The organism is Methylophilaceae bacterium (assembly GCA_018398995.1).
Lineage (GTDB): Bacteria > Pseudomonadota > Gammaproteobacteria > Burkholderiales > Methylophilaceae.
On sequence record CP073759.1, the window covers coordinates 1,149,401 to 1,166,908 of the forward strand.

17 protein-coding genes are annotated in these 17,508 nt (G+C 43.2%); 10 read left to right on the top strand and 7 right to left on the bottom strand.

The window, feature by feature from the left end; all coding sequences use genetic code 11:
* Positions 1–97 precede the first annotated feature (97 nt).
* The 10 genes from tolQ to KFB94_05970 all read left to right on the top strand — a co-directional run bounded on the left by tolQ (position 98) and on the right by KFB94_05970 (position 9,611).
* Positions 98–817 carry a protein TolQ gene (gene tolQ / locus KFB94_05925; GenBank protein ID QVL44851.1) on the top strand — a complete coding sequence of 240 codons (720 nt, stop codon included), beginning with the start codon at positions 98–100 and terminating at the stop codon, positions 815–817.
* Positions 817–1,263, top strand: a complete 447-nt coding sequence (gene tolR, locus KFB94_05930; protein QVL44852.1) for a protein TolR — start codon at positions 817–819, stop codon at positions 1,261–1,263. The genes tolQ and tolR overlap by 1 nt, the downstream gene beginning before the upstream one ends.
* Complete coding sequence (locus KFB94_05935) at positions 1,260–2,039, top strand: energy transducer TonB (protein ID QVL44853.1); 780 nt, start codon at positions 1,260–1,262, stop codon at positions 2,037–2,039. The genes tolR and KFB94_05935 overlap by 4 nt, the downstream gene beginning before the upstream one ends.
* Before the next feature lie 51 nt (positions 2,040–2,090).
* Positions 2,091–3,596, top strand: coding sequence for an alkaline phosphatase (locus KFB94_05940; protein ID QVL46586.1), 1,506 nt, complete (start codon positions 2,091–2,093; stop codon positions 3,594–3,596).
* A gap of 209 nt (positions 3,597–3,805) precedes the next feature.
* The gene (locus KFB94_05945; protein QVL44854.1) at positions 3,806–4,516 is read left to right on the top strand and encodes a hypothetical protein; all 711 of its coding nucleotides are present in this window, start codon (positions 3,806–3,808) and stop codon (positions 4,514–4,516) included.
* A 3-nt stretch (positions 4,517–4,519) separates the two neighbouring features.
* On the top strand, positions 4,520–6,055 hold the full coding sequence (locus KFB94_05950) for a cryptochrome/photolyase family protein (protein ID QVL44855.1): 1,536 nt from the start codon (positions 4,520–4,522) through the stop codon (positions 6,053–6,055).
* Positions 6,036–6,188: a DUF2256 domain-containing protein gene (locus tag KFB94_05955; protein QVL44856.1), complete on the top strand. Its 153-nt coding sequence runs from the start codon at positions 6,036–6,038 to the stop codon at positions 6,186–6,188. The genes KFB94_05950 and KFB94_05955 overlap by 20 nt, the downstream gene beginning before the upstream one ends.
* Before the next feature lie 145 nt (positions 6,189–6,333).
* Positions 6,334–7,359 carry a trypsin-like peptidase domain-containing protein gene (locus KFB94_05960; protein QVL44857.1) on the top strand — a complete coding sequence of 342 codons (1,026 nt, stop codon included), beginning with the start codon at positions 6,334–6,336 and terminating at the stop codon, positions 7,357–7,359.
* Positions 7,360–7,555: 196 nt separating this feature from the next.
* On the top strand, positions 7,556–8,713 hold the full coding sequence (locus KFB94_05965; protein ID QVL44858.1) for a YbfB/YjiJ family MFS transporter: 1,158 nt from the start codon (positions 7,556–7,558) through the stop codon (positions 8,711–8,713).
* A 457-nt stretch (positions 8,714–9,170) separates the two neighbouring features.
* Positions 9,171–9,611 (top strand): DUF2721 domain-containing protein, encoded by a 441-nt coding sequence (locus tag KFB94_05970; protein QVL44859.1) that lies wholly within the window; start codon positions 9,171–9,173, stop codon positions 9,609–9,611.
* 50 nt (positions 9,612–9,661) lie between these two features.
* Here KFB94_05970 and KFB94_05975 read toward each other — a convergent pair whose 3' ends face one another.
* From KFB94_05975 to KFB94_06005, 7 genes are all read right to left on the bottom strand, one after another.
* Positions 9,662–11,065 (bottom strand): aldehyde dehydrogenase family protein, encoded by a 1,404-nt coding sequence (locus tag KFB94_05975; GenBank protein QVL44860.1) that lies wholly within the window; start codon positions 11,063–11,065, stop codon positions 9,662–9,664.
* Positions 11,062–12,744, bottom strand: coding sequence for an acetolactate synthase large subunit (locus KFB94_05980; GenBank protein QVL44861.1), 1,683 nt, complete (start codon positions 12,742–12,744; stop codon positions 11,062–11,064). Before KFB94_05980 ends, KFB94_05975 begins: the two co-directional genes overlap by 4 nt.
* A 56-nt stretch (positions 12,745–12,800) precedes the next feature.
* Positions 12,801–14,324, bottom strand: coding sequence for an FMN-binding glutamate synthase family protein (locus KFB94_05985; GenBank protein QVL44862.1), 1,524 nt, complete (start codon positions 14,322–14,324; stop codon positions 12,801–12,803).
* A gap of 44 nt (positions 14,325–14,368) precedes the next feature.
* On the bottom strand, positions 14,369–14,692 hold the full coding sequence (locus KFB94_05990) for a hypothetical protein (GenBank protein ID QVL44863.1): 324 nt from the start codon (positions 14,690–14,692) through the stop codon (positions 14,369–14,371).
* Between the two features lie 18 nt (positions 14,693–14,710).
* Positions 14,711–15,004 carry a transcriptional regulator gene (locus KFB94_05995; GenBank protein ID QVL44864.1) on the bottom strand — a complete coding sequence of 98 codons (294 nt, stop codon included), beginning with the start codon at positions 15,002–15,004 and terminating at the stop codon, positions 14,711–14,713.
* A gap of 13 nt (positions 15,005–15,017) precedes the next feature.
* Complete coding sequence (locus tag KFB94_06000) at positions 15,018–16,004, bottom strand: sodium-dependent bicarbonate transport family permease (GenBank protein ID QVL44865.1); 987 nt, start codon at positions 16,002–16,004, stop codon at positions 15,018–15,020.
* 332 nt (positions 16,005–16,336) lie between these two features.
* Complete coding sequence (locus tag KFB94_06005; GenBank protein QVL46587.1) at positions 16,337–17,503, bottom strand: PatB family C-S lyase; 1,167 nt, start codon at positions 17,501–17,503, stop codon at positions 16,337–16,339.
* Positions 17,504–17,508 lie beyond the last annotated feature (5 nt).

Here is a 17,508-nt window from a genome sequence, read left to right on the forward strand (position 1 = left end):
AGTTGTCACCTGTATGTCATTTAATAGTAGAGATTGGCAATATTCGCGTGAATGCGCTTTTGATGCGAATTTAATAGTAGAACAAAGGAGTGGTGAGATGGAAACAGGATTAGAGGAAATGTCCATTTGGAGTTTGGTTGCTGGTGCCAGTGTATTGGTACAAACAGTCATGTTAATTTTGGTATTGGCTTCAGTGATTAGTTGGTATTTGATTGTATTACGTGCCAAAAATCTAGCCCGTACTGAAAAAGACAATGCCACATTTATTCGACGTTTTCGTCAAGCGGATGATTTGGTGCATTTATACGATGAAGTCACGAATAAGCAAAAGTCTGTGACACATTTACAAGGCATTTTTAGTGAGGGCTACCGCGAATTTTCCTCCCTTAAACACCTGCCCAACATAGCAGCTAGCCAAGTAACAGAAGGTGCAGAACGCGCGATGTTGGTTGCTATTGGCAAAGAAGAAGCGCAACTAGAAAAAGGCTTATCATTTTTAGCGACGGTGGGCTCTGTGAGTCCATATATCGGTTTATTTGGTACCGTTTGGGGCATTATGAATGCATTTATCGGCTTGTCCCAAGTGCAGCAAGCCACACTGTCTACCGTAGCGCCGGGTATTGCTGAGGCTCTAATTGCAACAGCCATTGGCCTATTTGCAGCGATTCCAGCTGTGATTGCTTACAACCGATTTAGCGCACGCGGTGCGACGATTACTGCAAGCTATTACACCTTCGGCAACGAGCTGCAAATGCGCTTACATCGTCTTTTACATGCCCCACTGAAGCCTGTTTCGCTCGTGGCAGGAGGTCAGTAATGTTAAGGAAGCCGCAAAGTCAACATGGCCCAAAAGCAGAAATGAATGTGGTGCCTTATATTGACGTGATGCTGGTTTTGCTGGTGATTTTTATGGTGACAGCGCCGCTGTTGGTGCAGGGCGTAAAGCTTGAGTTGCCAAAAATAGAAAGTGAAGCATTGCCCACAGATGCAACGTTGCAAATTCTCACCCTGTCGGTAAAAAGTGATGGCAGTTATTTTTGGAACGTTGGTGAAGAAGTGAATACCACATCGCAAACAGATACTGCGGTTGATGTGAATGAGATGACACAGAAAGTGAAGCAAGTGATTGCCTTACGAGGCGATACGCAAGTGTTTATTCGCGCTGATCAAGCGGCCAATTATGCCACTGTTATTGCTGGCATTGCAGCATTGCAAAAAGGTGGTGTAACGAACTTAGGTCTGATTACGGAAGCGCCAGAATGAGTCGCGTATTAGCCCCGACACCGGTGATTGATTTACAAGCGTTTACGCATTTGTTGCGCTCGGAACAGTGTTTTGCGCTTGGCGTGGCTGTGTTTATTCATCTGCTAATGATGACTTTATTATTGGCTGGTTGGCAAGAGAACAAACCCGTTGCGGCTGCGGTTAATACCATCAAAATACAAATGATTCAGGCGCCAGTGGTTTCCCCTGTTAGTGAGGATGTTGTCGTACAACCACCAGAGCCGCCTGTGTTAGAAAAACCACCCGTGAAAAAAGAGCCACCTGTGCAAGCTATCAATGAAGCTGAGTTTGCCAAAAAGCGGGTAGATGAACCCAAAATGACGGCCGTGGACAGTGCGCCAGATAAGACTGAAGAAACGGAAGTACCACGTATTGAAGAGGCGCCCGCGCCAGTTGCTGCGCAGCAGACGGCGAGTCAAGTGTCTACTAATGCAGAATCAACAACAAGCACAGCCAGTGACGCACCGACCAATCAGCCTTTTGATAGTAGCCAGTATTTTCCAGTGCAGAAAGATGCACCCGCTTATCCAACGCGTGCACTTGATAAAGGCATACAAGGCGCTTGTACAGTACGTTATACCGTTAATACTGAAGGCCGCGTAGAAAATCCTCAGGTATTAGATGATTGTCATCCTTTTTTTATTAAACCATCGCTGACTGCCACCAAAAGCTTTAGATATACGCCACGCATTGTGGATGGTAAGGCTGTTAATGTGCCCAATGTTAAAAACACTTTTCAATATCGTATAGAGTAAATCATGCAATTTTTATGTAAAAAAACAGGTTTAATCCTATTAGTTGGTTTTATGTTAGCCATTGTATTAATTGTTACCGATAGCCGTGCAGAAGATGCAGCGTCTTGGGTCAAAAAAGGCGAAGCGGCATTAATAGCGGCTCAACAGTTACAAACAAACAACCAGCAAGCAAAAAACGTGATTTTGTTTGTGGGTGATGGTATGGGCATTTCAACCATTACAGCCGCGCGCATATTTGAAGGTCAGCAAAAAGGGATGGATGGTGAGGGTAATCAACTTGCTTTTGAAAAGCTACCTTATCTGGCGCTATCCAAAACCTATTCCGCCAATCAGCAAACACCAGATTCTGCACCAACCATGACGGCAATGGTCACTGGGGTCAAGACCAATGACAGAATGATATCGGTGTCGCAAAGTATCAGTCGTGGCGAAAAAGATATCAACAAATTAAAGGCAGCACAATTAACCACCATACTAGAACATGCAGAGTTAAAAGGACTGTCAACAGGGGTTGTCTCTACCGCAAGGTTGACGCATGCCACGCCTGCTGCAACCTATGCACATAGTTCAAACCGCGATTGGGAAGCGAATGCCCAGTTACCAAAAGATACCCAGTTAAAAGATATTGCGGCTCAGCTGATTGATCATTTTGGCGATGGCGGTATTGGCGACGGACTGGAAGTGGCACTTGGCGGCGGGCGTACTAAGTTTATGCCCAATACCATGATTGATCCAGAATATGCTGATAAAAAAGGCGAGCGTACCGATGGGCGACATTTAATTAACGAGTATCAGCAAAAATTTAATGGGCAGTATGTTTGGAATAAAACACAGTTTGATGCAATAGATGCGAACAAAACACAGCGTTTGCTGGGTTTATTTGCGCCATCGCATATGCAATACGAACATGACAGAACAAACGGTAAAGTCACTAATGAGCCTTCTTTAAGCGATATGACCAGTAAAGCAATTGATATCTTGGCAAACAATAAAAAAGGTTATTTTTTGATGGTAGAAGCTGGTCGTATCGATCACGCGCACCATGCTGGAAATGCCTACCGCGCATTAAGTGAAACGGTCGCCTTGTCCGATGCGGTGAAAACAGCTTTGGAAAAAGTCGATTTAAACAATACCTTAGTCATCGTCACTGCCGATCACAGTCATACCTTTAATATAGCGGGTTACCCTGTGCGTGGTAATCCAATTTTGGGCAAAGTGATCTCGCCAGGCGCAAAGACGACAACCAAAGCAGCTGATGGCAAGCCTTACACGACATTAAATTATGTAAGTGGTGTGGGGTTTCATGCAGATAATTGTGATGAGAGCGAGCTGCAGGAAGACAATGTCAGCTTGCAACCAGGTCGCGTTGTCGATTTGGAGAACATTAATACGATGAAGCCTAATTTCCGACAAGAAGCCAATATTCCTTTAAAATCGGCAACCCATGCAGGTGAGGATGTGGCTATTTTTGCCGGTGGCCCAATGTCGCATTTATTTGTGGGTGTGCAAGAGCAGACGCATATTTTTTATGTAATGAAGCATGCGTTAGGGTTTTAAAGGTTTATACAGTGAACGCTTTTGCCTAGACATGCTGCACCGATAAAATCGCGATATCCATTTGATGCTGCAACAAACAGTCATCGCTATTATTCCGTAATGCCTGGCTTGCTATCATTATTGACCGTCTTAACGGATTATTTTGCGTCTGTTTGGAACGCTTTTCATTCAACACTGTCCGATTTACAACTTTTATTTTGGATTCGTTGATGATAAAAATCAGTGTTTTTTTATTAGTAATCTGTCAAGTATCGAGTGCATTTGCCACTTGTTTGTCTGATAGTCAGCTAGGCCAGTTAACGCAAGCAGAAGTGGCTTATTTAACCCAGAAAATTCCACCAGTCTTTAAACATACCTTGGCCGACAAAAAAATTAAGGTGCAGATTCAAGCGGTAGAACTTGATGGCTGCAAAGCACAGTTGGTGGTGCAACTGCCACAAGCGGATGTTGATGAAGCGAATGCCTTTTTGGATGGGCAACCGGCCAAAAAAATTATGCTTGCTGCGCAAGGTTATGCCTTGCCACAGGGCATAGACCACCGCGCTGAATTTAGTGTGAACGTTGATCAGCTAAGCATCGCAGATGCGGATATTTTGCAAACCGCACCACTGGGTAAATTAAGAGCCAGCGTAGAGCTGATGTACGCATTTTTGACACAAAACCGTGCGCAACTCTCAGCAACGCAGCGTAATGACGTGCCATGGTCGGACGCAATCAAACAGCAAGAGCTTTCACATTGTACTAGCAATACAACCATAAGTGCTTGTGGTTGTATTGTGGATCAATATGCGCTAAAGATTCCTGAGCATCAAATGGAGTATATCCAATATATTCGGACCAATCCTTATGCATTAGCCATGGGTGCCGATCAAGTGTATGAAGAGATGAAACAAAACGCTGCCAGTGCTTGTGCGGGTTAACTTATGAATCTGCATTTGGTGTTGGGTGATCAGCTCAACCCAATCATCTCTAGTTTAGAAGGTGCTGATCAATCACAAGATTTAATCATGATGTGTGAGGTGCTAGAAGAAGCAACTTACGTTAAGCATCATCAGAAGAAGCTGGTTTTTATCTTTTCTGCTATGCGTCATTTTGCCGCAGAATTGCGTGAGGCGGGCTTTAAAGTCCATTATGTGATGCTGGATGATGCCAACAATAGCGGCACTATTACTGGTGAATTAAAGCGTGCTATTGAGCAGTTTCAGCCAAATCACATCATAGTGACTGAGGCCAGTGAGTATCGCGTGCTTCAAGCAATGAAAAATTGGCAAGCAAACTTGGGTGTGCCAGTAGACATTCGTCCTGATAAACGTTTTTTATGCTCTCATCAAGGATTTGCCAAATGGTCAAATGGGCGTAAACAATTACGCATGGCGTATTTTTATCGCGAAATACGTAGAAGCTATGGCATTTTAATGGATGGTGATTTGCCACTTGGTGGTGAATGGAGTTTCGATGCCGACAACCGAAAACCCTTGCCTGCCCATGTTGTTATTCCGCCTACCTATCATCAAGCGCCAGATGCGATTACTCAAGCGGTGATGGCGCTGGTGCAATCTCGATTCTCACATCATTTTGGTGTGATGGATGGATTTCATTACGCAATTAATCGCAGCCAAGCCCTGATTGCCTTAAAGCAGTTTATTGAAACGCGTTTATCAAACTTTGGTGACTATCAAGATGCCATGATGCAAGACGAGCCTTGGTTGTTTCATAGCCATATCAGTTTGTATTTAAACAGTGGACTTTTACTGCCGATGGAATGTGTCCAATTAGCAGAGCAGGCGTATCACCAACAACTTGCGCCATTAAATGCAGTTGAAGGATTTATTAGGCAAATTGTGGGTTGGCGTGAATATGTGCGCGGTGTGTATTGGCAATTTATGCCTGATTATGCGCAGGCGAACGCACTCAACGCACAACGACAATTAGCGCCATGTTATTGGACAGCAGAAACCAATATGAATTGTGTTAAGCAATGTGTTAAAGAAACCCAGCAACATGCTTATGCACACCACATTCAACGCTTAATGGTATTGGGTAATTTTGCCTTGTTGGCGGGTATGCATCCTAATGAAGTAAATGCCTGGTATTTATTGGTGTATGCCGATGCTTATGAGTGGGTTGAGTTGCCAAATGTCTCTGGCATGGTGCTGTTTGCGGATGGTGGTCAATTGGGTTCTAAGCCCTATGCAGCAAGTGGCGCCTATATCAACAAGATGTCAAATTATTGTAAAAGTTGTCAATATGACGTTAAAGCAAAACAGGGTGAATCAGCTTGTCCATTTAATTATTTATATTGGGACTTTTTAATTCGTCATCAAGATTTATTAGCGCGCAATCCACGTATGGCAATGATATACAACACGCTGAATAAAATGGATGATGCTATAAAGAAAAAGATAGTAGACGATAGTAAGCACTTCTTAACAAGAATGGATGCGGGTGAAAAAGTCTGATTTACCGAGTAAGCTTTGTGTCGTTTGCCAACGCCCCTTTAATTGGCGAAAAAAATGGAAAGCGGTTTGGGCCGATGTTAAATATTGTTCTGATCGATGTCGCTTGCACAAAAATACACAGGTAAAAAAATAAATCGGGTGACTGCTTGCAAACTTAGATGGGTGTTTACAAACAAGGGATAGTATTGTTTGCGCATGACTATTTTTTAAACGTTAATGACAATAGGCTGTCTGACGTGATGTATTTGATTAAATTGATATGTTGGAGTGTGATTAACATGAGAGACCTGCTATTTATTATTTTCTGTTTGCTCTATGCCCCCAGTTTGTTGGCAAGGCCCAGTTTTGCTGAAACCTTAGCGTTAAGCCATTCCGTGGTGATGATTACGACCCAGTTGCCGAATGGTCAAAATGGCCGTGGATCTGGTGTTGTGGTCAGCAAAGAATATGTGGCAACCAATTGCCATGTGGTTGCCAACGCCAATGGGGCGAATGTTGCCAAGTTTCGTGATGCGTATCAGCCAAAAGCAATTAAAGCGGATTGGAAACGGGATTTATGTTTGCTCAAATTTGACGACTTGCCATTTAACCCTGTCCAAATGCGTGATAGCACCAGCTTAGAGTATGAGGAAGAAGTGTTTAGTATTGGATTCCCTATTGGTCAAAACGTGCCGCAGCCTTCCTACGGCACGATTAAAGCGAAATACGCCTATGGCGGTGGAGGTGGCGAAATTATTCGTTCGACGGCAGAATTTGCCATGGGCTCAAGTGGCGGTGCTTTGTTTGATGAGCAGTTTAATCTAATCGGCATCACCACATTTAAAAGTCCCGGCGTAAAAGGTTATTTTTACCATTTGCCCGTCGAATGGATTAAAGAGTTAATGGATGCGCCAGAGACACAAAGCTTAGCTACAAACGAAATCCCATTTTGGGCAGTGCCTTTAGAGGAAAGACCACCGTTTATGCGGGTTGTGATTCCTTATCAAAACGCAGAGTGGAAAACGCTAAAAGCGATCGCCGAAGAATGGACGCGCAAAGAGCCAACATCGCCCGATGCTTGGTATTACCTGGGTGTGGCAGAAGAAGGAATTGGTTTGCTTACAGAAGCCAAACAACACTTAAACAAAGCGGTTGAAATTAATGCACGTGAATTGGATGCGATGGTTGCATTATCGCGCGTGGCATATTTGCAAAAAGATATTCATGCACTTGAAGCCTTACAAGTATCTGTTAGCGCAATTGATACTATTGATGCGGATGAAATTTCAAATAAAATTCAACAATTAAAAAGTGGGCAAGATTAGCGATATTATGCTTTGCCTACTTGAGCATTGCAGATCTGTATTGTCTTTGGCCATGGGCTTAAGCATGGGCCATGCTTGGGTCAATTGATGATTGCCTTGATGCATATTGTTTAGTTAACGCATGCGATGAAAATGCGCGATATAATCTGCTGCCTTATTGATCCATTGCAGCTTTATATAACCAATGTCCTCTAGCATGCTCACCCGTACTCAAGTGCTTTTCGCTGGTATTTGCAGCCTTGTCTTGGCAATGGGAATTGCACGCTTTGCCTATACACCTTTACTGCCTATCATGATGACAGAAGCCGCGCTGACGCATGCTGGTGGCGGATGGCTGGCGGCAATCAATTATGCTGGTTATTTAATAGGTGTATTAGTTGCTTCATCTATCGGCGATACCAAGTTGAAAGATCGTTTGTATCGCTGGGGGATGGTGGTGGCCGTAATCAGCACCGCCATGATGGCGATAACGACCGATTTTACCATTTGGGCACTGTCAAGATGGATTGCTGGCTTAAGTTCGGCTGCAGGTTTGATGCTAGGCAGTGGCTTGATATTAAACTGGTTAATTCGCCAACATCACCGTAGCGAGTTAGGTATTCATTTTTCAGGCATTGGTTTAGGTATTGCAGTTTGTTCGGCGGCAGCTGTTTTAATGACCCATCACGTCGCATGGGATATCCAATGGATGGTATTAGCTTGCTTAGGTGGGTTATTACTTATTCCTGCCTTAGTTTGGTTTCCCCCGCCGCCAATTGATGATGCTATTCAAAAACAACACCTATCCATGCAACATGCGCCACCCAATGCAAAGTTTATGCGTTTATTTACCGCCGCCTATTTTTGCGCTGGTTTTGGTTATGTGGTTACAGCTACATTTATTGTGGCGATTATTAATGCAGTACCTGTGCTTGAGAATAGAGGCAGTTGGGTGTTTCTCATGATTGGTTTGATTGCTGCCCCTTCTTGCATTATTTGGGATTTGGTTGCACGCAAAATAGGCGATGTGAATGCATTAATCATTGCAGCTGGATTAGAGGTGGTGGGCATTATTTTCCCTGTACTTGGGTTGGGCTTAATTGGCGCTATGATAGGTGCAATATTATATGGCGCAACAGCGATTGCTATTGTCAGCTTAACGCTCACGATGGCAGGGCGTTATTATCCAGCGCAACCAGCAAAAATGATGGGCAAAATGACCCTTGCCTACGGTATTGCACAAATGATTGCACCGGCCATAACAGGCTGGCTGGCAAGTATGCAAGGTGGTTATGAGATGGGGTTTTATATTGCTGCTGGCCTAATGGCAATTGGGACTATACTGTTTTATCTCATGCGAAAAGCACAATCATAGACCAAATAATTCACCTTATTTCAGCCATGAGTTTATGATAACTGAACTAAAATGTTACAGGAGTGCACGATGGGTAAAGGTCAGAAAAGTAACAAGGAAATTAAAAAACCTAAAAAAGTAAAGGCACCAGTTGCGCCAAGTAAATAGCGTTACGTTCTAATTTAATCGCTTTGTAAACATGGCTTTATTCAGCAGTTCATGCATGTGTGGCGTTCAGTTATTTTGGCTGCAACATCATGCTTAGAAGTGCGCTAGTTTTATGGTCTTTTCTTTCATCACGTATCGAATTTATAAAGTCATGTACCCGTCAATGTTTTCTGGCTTCCAGCTAATCTACGCTTAGCATAGTAGCGGCTCGATACAGCGCGTCATGTATTATTTTTGATAAAAGCGCTTTGCGTTATTGCTAGAATTTCGCATAATGGCTGGCATTTACATTTCGATTTAAAGGTCAATCATGCTAATGGAAGTTTCTGATGTGCATACTATTTCTGTCGCCATACGGGATGCCGTTGCGCCTGTTTTTTTGCTCACAGGCATTGGTTCTATTTTAGGCGTGATTACAGGACGTTTAGTGCGTGCGATTGATCGCGCAAGATTGATTCAAAGTATGGACTTGCACGAGCGGGAGGAAAATTACAAAGATGAATTAAAGATTGTGATTAGCCGCATTACTTGGCTACGCCGTGCGATTGCATTGGCTACATTGGCGGCTTTAAGTGTCTGTGTGTCGATAGCCAGTTTGTTTATCTCAGTAGAGTCCGGCATCAATATGCCGCACGTGGTGATGTGGTCATTTATTGCCTCAATGGCTTCAGTTATTTTGGCATTAATGTGCTTTTTATTCGAGATTGTATTGACCTCTCAAGAGGTGATTGTGCATGCTAAGCGCCATTAATCATCGATTTTTTATTGGCGCAAATAGGGCGTAATAGAGTAGAACTGCCATTATTGATGCATAACCACCATTTTGATTTGCACCATATCATGCATGGTGTAGCCGATGCCACCAATGCCATATCCTGATTGCTTGCGTCCTGCAAATGGCATCCAATCAACGCGGAATGCCGTATGATCATTGACCATGACTGCTGTGGCATCGAGGTGTTGAATACAGTCATTGGCGACTTGTAAATCAGACGTATAAACTGCCGCTTGAAAGGCAAAGTCTAGACTGTTTGCAATCGATATTGCTTTATCAAGTTCAAGGTAATCATATAAACAAATAACAGGACCAAATATTTCCATAGTTGATACTTTTGCATCCATAGGTGGATTTAACAAAATCGTTGGCGCATAGGTAGTATCACTTAGCTTTTTACCCCCAGTAAGCAATGTTGCACCTGCTGCAACGGCTTCTGTTACCCAAGCATCAACACGGTCTACTTCCTTTGGCAAAATAAGTGGGCCGATTGCCGTGTTATCCTCTATTGGGTTGCCCACAATCAATTGATTCGCACCATCGGTTAACTGTTTTGCAACAGTATCAATAAGTGAGTGATGCACAAAAATACGTTGAGTGGATACACACACTTGCCCTGCATGATAAAAGCCACCTTTTAATAAAGACGGAATGGTTTTGCTTAAGTCGGCGCTCTTGTCTACGATAGCTGGCGCAACACCGCCATGTTCTAAAGCACATCTAACGCCGGGCGCTAATTTGCTTTTTAGCCACCAACCGACTTTTGCCGAACCAATAAAGCTAAAAAAACTGATGAGTGGGCTGGTGACCAGTGCTTCAGCAACCGTGTTATCACACACGCACATTTGACACCAATTGGCAGGCAAGCCTGCTTGGTGAACCAATGCTACAAAACGTTGACAGTTGAGTGGCGTGGCGTGGGATGGCTTGACAATGACAGGGCAACCTACTGCAATGGCAGGCACAACCTGATGCACAATCAGATTGAGTGGATGATTAAAGGCACTGACAGCCACTACTACACCAATAGGTTCGTAGGTGGTGTATGCAGTTCTAGCCATCGATGCAGCTGTGTGACCCATAGGTATTTCTTCACCACGCATCACATGACTAAGCGACTTGATGGCTAATTCAATGCCATCAATGGCACGTGTGACTTCTATGCGTGCATCAGTAATGGGTTTGCCGCCTTCTTTGGCGATTAATCTAGCAAACTGTTCCGCTTCAGCGGCAACTAAACCGGCTAGTCTTTTTAGGATGGCGGTACGCTCGTGATGCGGTAGCCAAGCACGACGGTTGTTAAACAATGTAGCCGCAGCATCAAGCATGGCATTAGCATCATCAAGGTTATGCATATCGATATGACCAATGAATGTGCCATCGAAGGGCGAGTTGATGGTGAGTGATTGGCGCTGTTTAGTTTTCATCATAAAACACAAACCCTCGCTTTTAATTCATCGATCAGTACTTTATTATTTTCTGAATAATCAACAGGTAGATCGATAAGGTGTACACCACCTTGTTCATAGCAGGCATTAATCAATGGAATAAAACTTTCTGCATTGTTTACCCGATGACCTGTGGCGCGATAACTGTTTGCGTACATGACAAAATCTGGATTGTTAAATTCCAATCCATAGTCTTGGAAACCCATTGCATATTGCTTCCAACGTATCATGCCATATGCGTTATCGTTCAAAATCAAAATGACTAGATTCAATTTTAAGCGAACAGCGGTTTCTAGCTCTTGGCTGTTCATCATAAAGCCCCCATCACCACAAATAGCCATCACGCGTCGATCGGGATATAAACGGGCGGCTTCCATTGCCGATGGTAAACCAGCGCCCATCGTAGCTAACGCATTATCGAGCAAGACCGTATTGGCCAATTGCGCAAAATAATTGCGTGCAAACCACACTTTATACACCCCATTATCTAACGCAATAATGCCATCAGCTGGCATGACTTTTCGAATATCCGCTACAAATCGTTGCGGCTTCATTGGGAAGCTATTATCTTCACTGCTTTCGTGGATGTGCTCCATCACATGGCTACGCACTTTCATGAAGTAAGAAAAATCATGTGTGGCTGTTGTTCCCACACGGTTGGCAAGCCGTTGGATAGAAGTGGCAATATCGCCAACCACTTCTAGTTGCGGAAAATAGACATTATCAACTTGAGCAGATTTGAAGTTCACGTGAATGACTTTGGCGCCACCTTCGGTCATAAAAAAGGGTGGTTTTTCTACCACATCATGACCAACGTTAATAATTAAATCGGCACGGTCAATGGCGCAGTGAATATAATCACCATCGGATAAAGCTGCCGTGCCCAGATGCTTTTCTTGCCGACCCCAAATACAGCCTTTTCCCATTTGTGTGTTTGCAAATGGAATACCTGTCATATCAACAAAATTGTGTAACGCTTGCCAAATGCGCGCACGATTTGCACCAGCACCTATCATTAATAATGGATGTTTGGCCTCTTTAATCATCTTGGCTGCAACATCAAGGATTTCTCGATCAGCATGGGGGTAGCGCGTTCGACTAATGTTGAAAATATGGGTTGTCTTAGAGGCGACTTCTTCTGCGGCAATGTCTTCAGGTAGCTCTAATAATGCTGCGCCAGGGCGCTCTTCAGTGGCCAATCTAAACGCTTCTCGAACCATAGAAGGAATCATGTCCACGTTGACAATTTGTTTGGCGTATTTGGTAATAGGCTTCATCATGCTCACAACATCAACAATTTGAAATAACCCTTGTTTGCTATGTTTAATCGGCTTTTGACCAGTAATCATCACCAGTGGGAATCCGCCTAATTGCGCATAAGCCGCGCCTGTTACTAAGTTAGTTGCTCCAGGACCCAAGGTCGATAGGCAGACACCAGGTTTGCCTGTCAGGCGTCCATAAGTGGCCGCCATAAAAGCTGCGCCTTGTTCGTGACGGGTTAAAATGAGGTCAATACTGGACTGACGCATGGCCTCTAGAAAATCGAGATTTTCTTCACCAGGTACGCCATAAATTCTTTCTACCCCTTCATTTTCTAAGGCCTTAATAAATAAGTCAGACGCATTCATTTTCTTTTCTGGTATTTTCTTAGTTGATGTCATGATTCATTGCCTTCGTTAGAGTTGCATATGAGTTGATATATTAACGTAGATAATATTTAACTACCCTGGTTCATTTTATGCTCAGACGTACTTGGTTGCGGATAAATATCTATCATACTCGTCGATCTGCCATTTGACTGCACAATGCGTACATGCTTACGCTCTAGCTTACGCGCTTCAGTTACCCCGCAAGAGTGCGCTAATATACCAATTTCTTTATGCATATTTTTTGCATATTGCATCACACGCACTGCTTTATCTTCAGGGTTCAACCCGTATTGTAATTTTTTATTGTGTGTTGTAATACCTGTAGGGCAGGTGTTCTTATTACATTGCAGCGCCTGAATGCAGCCTAAAGCAAACATGAATCCGCGGGCTGAGTTCACAAAATCTGCCCCAGCACAGAAAGCCCAGGTTACTTCTGCGGGGGTGATGAGTTTGCCGCTGGCACATACTTTTACCCGTTCGCGTAAGCCATACTCGATGAGTTTATCTACCACTAGTGGCAAGCTTTCTTTAATCGGCAGGCCCATATTGTCAATCAAACTCATGGGTGCCGCTCCAGTGCCGCCGTCTGCACTGTCTATGGTCAGAAAGTCAGGTGCACTTTCTATCCCGCGTTGATGAATGGCAGCAAATAAATCATCAAAAAATCCAGTCGCACCAACCACCATTTTAACCCCAACCGGCTTTCCTGTTGTGGTGCGCACATAGTCAATCATATCCAGTAAGTCTTCTACCTGCTTGATTTCTGGGTGTCGATTAGGGCTAATAGCATCTTCTCCGATTTCTATACCACGAATGGCAGCGATTTCTGCATTGACCTTAACGCCCGGCAAGATGCCACCTTTCCCTGGTTTTGCGCCTTGACTCATCTTAATTTCAAACATTTTAACTTCAGGGTGTGCGGCAACTGCTTTCAGTCTTGCTGCATCAAAGCCCCCTTCTTGTTTACGCACTCCAAATTTTGCAGTACCGATTTGGAAAACAATATCGGCACCACCGGCTAAGTGATAAGGCGACAATCCGCCTTCACCTGTATTCATCCAAATGCCTGCCATTTTTGCACCTTTAGATAGCGCCAGTACCGCAGGAATAGACAGGGCACCATAACTCATGCCGGAGATATTAAACAGTGAATTTGTTTGATATGGCTGCCGACAATACGGCCCGATGGTGACCGTGGTGGGGTCGGTATTTTCTTCAGCGAGGGTAGGAAAAGCGTAGTTAACAAATAATACGGTGCCAGGGTCTGTTAACACGCGAGTTGATCCAAACGCGACGGTACTATCGACATTTTTTGCCGCCCGATATACCCAAGAACGCTCGGCGCGATTGAACGGCATTTCTTCACGGTCATGCGCAAAAAAGTACTGTCTAAAAAACTCGCCCATGTGTTCAAACAAATAGCGGAACCTAGCCAGAACGGGATAGTTTCTTCGTAAAGTACTTTTGGTTTGAAATTTATCAACAAAATACAAAACAATCATCAATAAACATAACAGTCCGATGACCAATATAAAGATAAAAGCTAAAAGTTGTATGCTGTTGCCAGCAAAAGATGCGAGTTTATCCGTCATGCATTTCTCCTGTACGCTATTGAACTATTACCAGTCTGTTTTTATTAAATAAGGATGCTTTTCTTGATCAATATTGTTTTATTGATTGGCTTTGATGAACAAACACTGGCTTTATTCGGTGTATAAACGGCGTTGACTATACAAGTTTTATTTTGGCTAGCTAATTGCATCAATTGAGCTGAAAATGGCAGTTGAGCATCCGCATTTTGATAATAATTGATGGTTTTTGGATGGCTTTTTATATATTTTCTAGAAGCATCTTGCATACTGATGCTGAGCAATTGGATAAGCCAATAAATAACAACCATTACAAAGGTTAAGCCGGCAATCAATGCAATGTTGCTACGTTTAATAAGTGTATTTTGCATAACATTTATCGCCTTTGTTTAATGGATGACCCATTGCGCATCGGATACCAAACACATTCCCCCATATTTTTTCAGGATGGGCCTCAAGGCTTCTATAATCGGGATTAAGTATTTTTCAGGGCATGCGATGACAAATGTCACATTTTCAAATTTCTCACCAAACGCTAGTTCGTTTCGCATGCCCCTCTCCCCATCACCGCCGACATTGTGATAAATGGTGTAGCTATTGATATTGATGCTTTTTAATGTGGCAATCACTTTTTCTTTTTCGATTGCCTCAATCACTAATTCAATTCTTTTTACACTAAACATGGTTTGGTCACCTTTAAATGATTGTGTTTGCAAAACTGTAATAGATAGGAATGCCTAATATCACGTTGAATGGAAAGGTAACGCCCAGCGATAACGTTAAATAGATAGAAGGGTTTGCCTCTGGTATTGCCATACGCATTGCTGGCGGCACAGCGATATAAGAAGAGCTGGCCGCTAGAACGCCCACTAGGGTAGCGCCACCTATAGCAAAATGTAATACATAATGACCAATGACAACCCCAACTAAGCCTGCTGCGATAGGCATTAAAATGCCAAAGCAAATTAAGAATTTACTGGCCAATTTAAAGTCTGCTATTTTCTTGCCAGCTTCCATTCCCATGGCGAGTAAAAACACACATAAAACTCCCATAAAAAGCTGATCAAAAAAGGGAAGGACTGATGCAAGACTTTGCTCTGGTGAAATATCGCCAATGATCAATCCACCAATGAGTAATACGATGCTGCCGTTGGTAAACGCCTCTCTGATTAACAAACCAATATCGCCTTTTTCATCACTTTCATCATGTTTGTTATTGAGCAATTTTCTTCTTGCGATTGATGCCATCACTAAACCAACCAGAATGGCAGGTGATTCCATGATGGCAAGCATAATGACTGGATACTTTTCAAACTCAATATTCATCGATTGTAAAAAGGCGACTGCGGTCAAGAATGTGCCGGCGCTGACTGAGCCATAATGGGTTGCAATCGCAATTGCATTTAAATGATCAATTTTGCCAATACCATGAATAATGGCGTACGCAATGATTGGGAGCATAATGCCAAGCAATATGGCGACTGAAATAGATGGAATTGCTTCAGAGAAATGTACGTGAGAGAGGGCTAGGCCGCCATGAATGCCAATACTAATGAGCAAATAAATGGTGATAGATTTGGTCAATTCAGATGGTAGTTTTAAATCTGAACGAATCAGTTGCGCCAAAAATCCCAATGCAAAAAACAAAATGGCTGGAGTTAGTAAGTTTTGTATATTAACCAATGTGATGCACCTAGTGACGTAAATAGCTGTTATTGTCGACCAAATAATTAATTCTGTATAATATATAATTACTATTAAACAATTCTTTAAAATAGAACATTTATCCCACCAACTGCTCAGCAACAGAGCGAAAACTTTGCCACTTTTTATGGAGATAACCAAGATTCCTTGAGGCTTAGGTATTGTTGAATCGAACCCGATGCAACCAGCTTGCCTGCATGAGTTAATCAGTGAAAGCGACCGTCAGATGTATCAACAAAAACAATCTGCCGCTAAAGAAACGCCAGTATCCGATGTGTGATCTTCGCTATTGCCCATGGGCATGATAACGACTAGCAGCTTAATGCTATTTTGATATTGTTAAGTGCGTCACCAACTACTTTTTTTGGTGCCGCAATGTTCATGCGCATAAAACCACTACCGCCTGCGCCAAATAACGTGCCCGGACTTAAACCTACGTGCGCTTTTTCAACAAACATTGTTTTCAAGGCACGATCAGTTAATTGTAAAGCACGACAATCTAACCAAAGTAAGTAGGTGGCTTCTGGCGCAATGACTTTTATTTGTGGCAGATGTAATGCTAGATATTCAATAACAAAATCCCTTGTCTTTGTCAGATATGCAAGCAAGGCCTGCAACCAAGCATCGCCATGATGATAGGCAGCTTCAAATGCAGTAATACTAAACGGATTTGCAGCGTTCACATGCATAGATTCAAAAGCTTCTTGCATTCGTTTTCTATGATTTGCATTGCTAACAATTAATGCAGATAAGCCTAAGCCGGGGATGTTAAATGTTTTGCTTGGTGCAACCGCGGTGATAATGTTATCAGTAGATGTTGCTACAGTTGCTAAGACATGATGTCGATGCTTTGGGTAGACGAGATCGGCATGTATTTCATCTGAAAAAATCAATAAATCGTGCTTTTTTGCTATTTTTAACAGCATTTTAAGCTCATTTAGCTGCCATACGCGACCAACTGGGTTATGCGGAGAGCATAAAAGCAACATGCGTGCATCCTTAGCGCATTGTTCTAAATGGTCAAAATCGATCAAATATCGATTGTGCTGTATGTTTAATGGATTATTGATGAGGGTTCTGCCAGTATTGGTCACCGAAGAGAAAAATGGAAAATAAACAGGCGGTTGCACAATGACAGACTCAGCTGGTGCAGTAAATGCCATGACAGCGGCATGAAGAGTGGGTACAACGCCCGGACAAAGCATAATCCATTCGCGTTGGATAGCCCATCCATGTTGTCGTTTAAACCAACTAATCAGGGCCGCATATAAACTTTCTGGATAAGTCGTATAGCCAAAAATAGGGTGCTTCGCGCGCTCAGTGAGGGCATCAGTTACCGCCGCTGGTACCGCAAAATCCATATCGGCAACCCACATTGGTGTAACATCGGCGCGACCAAATAGTGTTTGTCTGGCATCGTACTTTAGGCTAAGCGTATCCTCCCGATTGACGATTTGGTCAAAGTCAACATGCTCAATCAAGT